4 protein-coding genes and 1 pseudogene are annotated in these 6,902 nt (G+C 70.8%); 1 reads left to right on the top strand and 4 read right to left on the bottom strand.

Going from position 1 to position 6,902, the window contains the following annotated elements:
- Positions 1 to 15: 15 nt before the first annotated feature.
- The 4 genes from ABZ951_RS28315 to ABZ951_RS28330 all read right to left on the bottom strand — a co-directional run bounded on the left by ABZ951_RS28315 (position 16) and on the right by ABZ951_RS28330 (position 5,032).
- A complete protein-coding gene (locus ABZ951_RS28315) occupies positions 16 to 1,662 on the bottom strand; it encodes a glycoside hydrolase family 13 protein (protein ID WP_344089687.1) in 1,647 nt (548 codons plus the stop codon).
- An 89-nt stretch (positions 1,663 to 1,751) separates the two neighbouring features.
- Entirely contained in the window at positions 1,752 to 2,612 is an 861-nt protein-coding gene (locus ABZ951_RS28320) for a carbohydrate ABC transporter permease (protein ID WP_344089688.1), read from the bottom strand.
- Positions 2,609 to 3,502 carry a sugar ABC transporter permease gene (locus tag ABZ951_RS28325; protein ID WP_344089727.1) on the bottom strand — a complete coding sequence of 298 codons (894 nt, stop codon included), beginning with the start codon at positions 3,500 to 3,502 and terminating at the stop codon, positions 2,609 to 2,611. The genes ABZ951_RS28320 and ABZ951_RS28325 overlap by 4 nt, the downstream gene beginning before the upstream one ends.
- 225 nt (positions 3,503 to 3,727) lie before the next feature.
- Positions 3,728 to 5,032: an extracellular solute-binding protein gene (locus ABZ951_RS28330; protein ID WP_344089689.1), complete on the bottom strand. Its 1,305-nt coding sequence runs from the start codon at positions 5,030 to 5,032 to the stop codon at positions 3,728 to 3,730.
- A 324-nt stretch (positions 5,033 to 5,356) separates the two neighbouring features.
- Between ABZ951_RS28330 and ABZ951_RS28335 the strand changes: the two are divergent.
- Positions 5,357 to 6,757 (top strand): annotated as a pseudogene (locus ABZ951_RS28335) (alpha-amylase family protein); the annotation flags it as partial.
- Between the last annotated feature and the right edge of the window lie 145 nt (positions 6,758 to 6,902).

Raw genomic sequence — 6,902 nt, forward strand, 5'->3', positions numbered from 1 at the left:
CTTACCGGTCGCATCTCAGACTGCCCACCAGACGCAGGAATCAGCGGGGATGCGGACCGTTCCGCCTCCGAATTCCAGGGCGGCGGTGGCCAGCACCGGGCGGCCCGGCACCGGCAGCTCCACCTCGTCGCCCAGCGTGTTCAGCGTGCACACAAAGCCGGGCCGGGAGAACGCCAGCACCCCCTCGGGCGCCGCCAGCCACGTCATCTCCCCGTCGCCCAGCCCCGGCAGCTCCCGGCGCAGCGTCAGCGCCGAGCGGTACAGCTCCAGCGTCGAGCGCGGGTCGCCCGACTGCGCCGCCACCGACAGCTCCCGCCACCGCTCCGGCTGCGGCAGCCAGCTGCCGCCCGGCCCGAAGCCGTACGGGGCCTCCTCGCCCGACCACGGCAGCGGTACCCGGCAGCCGTCCCGGGTGCCGTCCTGGCCGTCCCCGCGGAAGAACGCCGGGTCCTGGCGCACCTCGTCCGGCAGGTCCACGACCTCCGGCAGCCCCAGCTCCTCGCCCTGGTACACATAGGCCGAGCCCGGCAGCGCCAGCATCAGCAGCGCCGCCGCCCGCGCCCGCGCCAGACCCGGGCCGTCCCCGCCCTCGCCCGCGTAGCGGGTGGTGTGCCGCACCACGTCGTGGTTGGAGAGCACCCACGTCGTCGGCGCGCCCACGGACAGCGTCGCGGCCAGCGAGTCGTCGATCACCCGCCGCATCGCCGGGGCGTCCCACGCGCAGGTCAGGAACTGGAAGTTGAACGCCTGGTGCAGTTCATCGGGTCGCACGTACAGGGCGAGGCGCTCGGCCGTCGGCGCCCACGCCTCGGCCACCCCGATCCGCTCGCCCTCGTAGGAGTCCAGCAGCGCCCGCCACGAGCGGTGGATCTCGTGCACCCCGTCCTGGTCGAAGAACGGCAGCACCTGCGCGCCGATCAGCTTCGCCTGCTCCGTGCGGCCGATGTCCGGCAGCCCCGGCGCCTTGACCATGCCGTGCGCCACGTCGATGCGGAAACCGTCCACGCCCAGGTCCAGCCAGAACCGCAGCACGGACTCGAACTCCTCGCGGACCTCGGGGTTGTCCCAGTTGAGGTCCGGCTGCTCGGGCGCGAACAGGTGGAGGTACCACTCGCCCGGGGTGCCGTCCGGGCCGGCCGTGCGCGTCCACGCCGGACCGCCGAAAACGGACTCCCAGTCGTTCGGCGGCAGTTCGCCACCGGGCCCCTTGCCGGGCCGGAAGTGGTAGCGCGCCCGGTCCGTACCGCCCGGCCGGTCCGCGAGCGCCGCCCGGAACCACGCGTGCTGGTCGGAGGTGTGGTTCGGCACGATGTCCACGATGACCCGCAGGCCCAGCCGGTGCGCCTCCCGCACCAGGTCGTCCGCGTCCGACAGATCACCGAACAGCGGGTCCACCGCCCGGTAGTCCGCCACGTCGTACCCGCCGTCCGCCTGCGGCGACGCGAAGAACGGCGTCAGCCACACGGCGTCCACGCCCAGCCCGGCCAGGTGCGGCAGCCGCTCGCGGATCCCGCGCAGGTCACCGATGCCGTCACCGTCGCTGTCGGCGAACGAGCGCACGTACACCTGGTAGATGACGGCGCTGCGCCACCACCCCTCCGCCTGCGGCGAGGAGGGGGAGGTGCCCTGGCTGCGGACGGAGGGCGCCAGATCCTGGGTCATGTACGTCCTATCGGTTCGAGGTAGGGGGCTGGACGGGCGGTACGGGTGTACACGGCACTGCACGGGTCAACGACGGCGGCCCGACAAGGTCAGCCCTTGGTGCCGCCGGCCGTCAGCCCGGCGATGAGGTTGCGCTGCACGAAGAAGAAGACCGCGGCGGCCGGGACGGTGATGAGGACCGCGGCGGCCGTCATCAGACCCCACTCGGCCTTCTGCTGGCCGACGAAGGTCTGCAGGCCGACCGCGAGGGTGTAGTGGTCCTCGCTGCTCATGAACTGGGTGGCGAAGGCGACTTCCCCCCAGGCGGTGATGAAGGAGTAGAAGGCGGTGACGGCCAGGCCGGGCCGGGCGAGCGGCAGGATCAGCCGCCAGAAGGTGCCGAACGGGGTCAGCCCGTCCACCCGGCCCGCCTCGTCGATCTCGGCGGGGATGGTGTCGAAGTAACCCTTGAGCATCCAGGCGCAGAACGGTACGGAGACCGAGCAGTAGGTCACGATCAGACCGGTGTAGGAGTCCAGGAGTCCGAGCTCACCCAGAATGTTGTACAGCGGCACGATCAGGACCGCCATCGGGAACATCTGAACGACCAGGAACGTCCACATCAGCGACCGGTGGCCGGGGAACCGCATCCGCGACACGGCGTAGCCCGCCGTCGCCGCGATGAACACCCCGAGCACGGTGGCGCCCAGCGCCACGATCACCGAGTTCCCGAACCACGTCAGGAACTTCGTCTCGCCCAGGATGTGGGCGTAGTTGGAGAAGTCGAAGCCGACGAACCGCGTGGGCTCCTGCCAGCCGTCGCGCCCCCGCAGCGACACGAAGACGATGAACAGGACGGGGAAGAGGGCCACCAGGCTCGCGACGGCGAGCGCCGCGTGCAGCGCGGCCGACGCCGCGCGCGAGCGCTCCCCCCGGGGCCTCGGTGCGGGCTTGGGCGTCAGGGTGCTCATCGCACGCTCACCCCTTCCTTCTCGGCGCGGGAGAGCATCCGGCGGTAGAACACGGCGAAGACCAGCAGCAGGGAGAGGATGAGGATGCCGTACGTCGCCGAGCCGGCGTAGTCGCGCACGCCCTGGAAGGCGAGGCGGTAGGCGTACGTCACCAGGATCTCGCTCTCGGAGCTCGCGCCCTGCCCGATCAGCAGGTAGATCACCTGGAACATGTTGAACGTCCAGATGACGCCCAGCAGGATCACCGTCCCGCTCACCGGCCGCAGCCCCGGCAGGGTCACGTGGCGGAAGCGCTGCCAGGGCGTGGCCCCGTCCATCTCCGCCGCCTCGTACAGCTCCCGGGGTATCGCCTGGAGCCCGCCGAGGATCGCCACCATCATGAACGGCACGCCCAGCCAGACGTTGACCGCGACGGCCGACACCTTCTGCAGGGTGCTGTCACCGAGCCAGTCCACGGGGTCCAGCCCCAGCCCGGTCAGGAAGGCGTTGAAGACGCCGTACTTCTCGTTGAACATCAGCCGCCAGGAGAAGGTGGCGACGAACGCCGGCACCGCCCACGGCAGGACCAGCAGCACCCGGTACAGCGCCCGCAGGCGCATCGGGCGGTTCAGCAGCAGCGCCAGCCCGAGGCCGATCGTGTAGTGCAGGAAGACGCAGGACGCGGTCCAGAAGACGGTCCAGGAGAGCTTGGAGTAGAAGTGGCCCTCCTGCCCGGAGAGGACCTTCCAGTAGTTGTCCAGGCCGACCGACTTGTACGTCGCCGCGATGTGGTTGACGCCGATGGTGCGGCCGACGTTCGCCTCGTTGGCGTCGGTGAAGGAGAGGTAGATGCCCCGGCCCAGCGGATAGCCGACCAGGACGGCCAGGACCACGACCACCGGCAGCACCATGGCCCAGGCGTACCAGTGGGTGTCGAAGGAGCGCCTGGCCCGGGTGAGCGGGCCGGGACGGCGCCGCACCTGGGGTGTCGGCGGGCTGCCGGTTTCGGAAACGGCTGTCGTCATGGGAACGGCGGCTTTCTGCGGGGGCCGGGGCGAGGGCGGGGGCCGGGGCGGCGGGGCGTGCGGAGGGCCGGCGGGGCGGGGGAGGCGGGGCGGCCGCTTCCCCCGCGTGCCTCACTCCTGGATCCCGTAGTCCTTCAGGAGCGCGGACTTCCACGCCTTGGCCGTGGCGTCCAGGCCCTCCGCGGGCTCCTCCTTCAGCGTGAGGATCTTGGTGTAGTGCTGGAGCCAGTCGGTGAACAGGTCACCGCCCTGCGGGATCGGGGGCCGCGGGTGCGCCTTGGCCAGCGCGCCGTGGAAGGACTTGCGCACCGGGTCGGCGAGCACGGTCGCGGTGTAGGCGGACTTGCGGGTGGGCAGCACGCCGATCGCGTTGGAGACGGCCTCCTGCTGCGCGGCCCCGGTCATGAACTTCGTGAAGAGGTACGAGGCGTCGAAGTTCTTCGAACCCGCGTAGACGACGAGGTTGTGCCCGCCGACGGGCGCGCCCGCGGCGCCGGTGGAGCCCGCCGGGACCGCCGCGATGCCGAGGTTGTCCTTCGACGCGAACGCGTTGCCGCCGAAGAGCTCCTTGGTCGCCCAGGGACCGTCGATCAGCATCGCCAGCTTGCCGTTTTTGAAGTCGGTCTTGAGGGCGTTGTAGCCGTCGGTGCCGGCCGGCTTGGGCGCCGCCCCGGACTTCACCAGGTCCACGGCCGTCTCGATGCCCTTGCGGGAGGCGGCGGAGGAGATGGTGATCTTCTTCTGGTCGACGTCGACCATGTCGCTCTTCTCGCCGTAGAGGAAGGGCAGCGAGTAGTAGCTGTCGGGGCTGAGGCCGATGCCGCCCGCTCCCGCCTTCTCCTTGACCTTCGCGGCGGCCTCCTTGACCTCCTTCCAGTCGGCCGGGGGCTTCTCCACGCCCGCCTTCTTGAACAGCTCCTTGTTGTAGAGCAGCCCGAGGGTGTCGGTGACCTGCGGGACGCCGTACGTCTTGCCCTGGTACGCGGCGTTCTTCAGCGGCCCTTCGAGGAAGTCGCCGGAGTTGTCCAGGGCGGGGGTGCCCGTCAGGTCCTTGAGGTAGCCGAGCTGGGCGAAGCCCGGGGTCCAGCCGACGTCGGAGCGCAGCACGTCGGGGGCGCCCTTGCCGGTGGAGGCGGCGGTCTTGAACTTCTGCTGCGCCTGGTCGAACGGCACGTTGACGTACTCAACCTTGATCTTGGGGTGCTTCGCCTCGAAGTCCTTGACCAGCTTCTTGAACGCCGGGGCCTCGTTGGTGGCGTCGGAGGTGTCCCACCAGGTGACCGTGCCGCTCACGCTGCCCGGATCCTTGGCCGCGGCCGAGCCGTCACCGCCGTCCCCTCCGCTGTCGCCGCCGCACGCGGTCGCGGTGAGGGTCAGCACGCCGACGACGGCGGCGACCGATATGCCTCTTCGCATAGGGATCTCCTCTTCAGGGAGGCCGACCTGTCGGGCGGCCCGAGCTGTGGAGGAAGCTAACAGGCTGCAATCTCTTGCGAAAGGGTTTGCAAGAAGGAAACAGCGAGATTTCCAGGTCGTAACCGCTCTGTGTCCAAAGGGTTGACCAGCGCGGACGGGGCTCGTACGGTCTCGACGGCAAGAGGTTGCCACCGTGCGGGCCCTCTTGCTGAAAGATCCTTCATGGGCCTTGCGGGCAGGGCGCGTTGCCGCGACGAGGCTGTGCCACACCCCCGGACCCCCCACGTTCCAGGAGGCCCCATGGCTCCCACCGCCATGCCAGAAATCGCCCGGAGAGCCCTGACCGCCGCCCTCGGCGCCCTGGTGCTGCTCGCCGGCTCCGCCGCACCGCCCGCCGGGGCGACCGCCGTCCCTGCGGCCCCCGTGACCTCCGCAGCCTCCACCGGCAAGGACGTCACCGCCGTCCTCTTCGAGTGGTCCTACGCCTCCGTCGCCGAGGAGTGCCGGAAGACCCTCGGCCCGGCCGGCTACGGCGCCGTCCAGGTCTCACCGCCCCAGGAACACATCCAGGGCCCCCAGTGGTGGACCTCCTACCAGCCCGTCGGCTACCGCATCGCCGGCCGGCTCGGCGACCGCGCCGCCTTCGCCGCCATGGTCGCCGCCTGCCACGGCGCCGGCGTGCGGGTCGTCGTGGACGCCGTCGTCAACCACATGGCCGCCGCCTCCGGCACCGGCACCGGCGGCTCCCCGTACACGAAGTACGACTACCCCGGCACCTACGGGCGCCAGGACATGGACGACTGCACCACCGTCGTGGCCGACTACAAGGACCGCCGCAACGTCCAGGACTGCGAACTCGTCGGCCTCGCCGACCTCGACACCGGCGAACCCCGCGTGCGCGACCGCATCGCCGCCTACCTCAACGACCTGCTCTCCCTCGGCGTGGACGGCTTCCGCGTCGACGCCGCCAAGCACATACCCGTCGACGACCTCGCCGCCATCAAGTCCCGGCTGAGCAAGCCCGGCGCCCTGTGGAAGCAGGAGACCATCCACGGCGACGGCGAGGCCGTCCGCCCGGACGACTACCTGCGCACCGGGTCCGTCCAGGAATTCCGCTACGCCCGCGACCTCAAGCGCGTCTTTCTCGGCGAACGGCTCGCCTACCTCAAGAACTACGGGGAGGGCTGGGGCTACCTGCCCGGCGACCGGGCGTCCGTCTTCGTCGACAACCACGACACCGAACGCGGCGGCGACACCCTCAGCTACAAGTCCGGCGCCGCCTACACCCTCGCCAACGTCTTCATGCTCGCCTGGCCCTACGGGTCCCCGGACGTCAACTCCGGCTACGAGTTCACCGACCGCGACGCCGGGCCGCCGGGCGGCGGCGCGGTGCGGGCCTGCTGGCAGGACGGCTGGAAGTGCCAGCACGACTGGCCGGAGATCAAGAGCATGGTCGCCTTCCGCAACACCGTGCACGGCACGGCCGTCACCGACTGGTGGGACAACGGCTACCAGGCCGTCGCCTTCGGCCGCGGCACCAAGGGCTACGTGGCGCTCAACCACGAGAAGTTCCCCCTCACCCGCACCTTCCGCACCTCGCTGCCGGGCGGTGACTACTGCGACGTGCAGAGCGGGCGGCGGGTGACGGTGGACGCGTCGGGCGCCTTCACGGCGACGCTGGCACCGGATACGGGGCTGGCGCTGCATGCGGGGGCGCGGACCTGCGGGTGATTGGTCTTTCCCCACCCCGCCCCTTCCCGTAACCGGGGGCAGGCCCCCCGGGCCCCCCGACCGCGCTGCGCGCGGTGTCCTCAATCGCCGGACGGGCTGCTGTGCCTTGTCCTCAATCGCCGGACGGGCTGAAATCAGC

It is taken from the genome of Streptomyces sp. NPDC046215 (assembly GCF_040646215.1).
Taxonomy (GTDB): domain Bacteria; phylum Actinomycetota; class Actinomycetes; order Streptomycetales; family Streptomycetaceae; genus Streptomyces; species Streptomyces stramineus.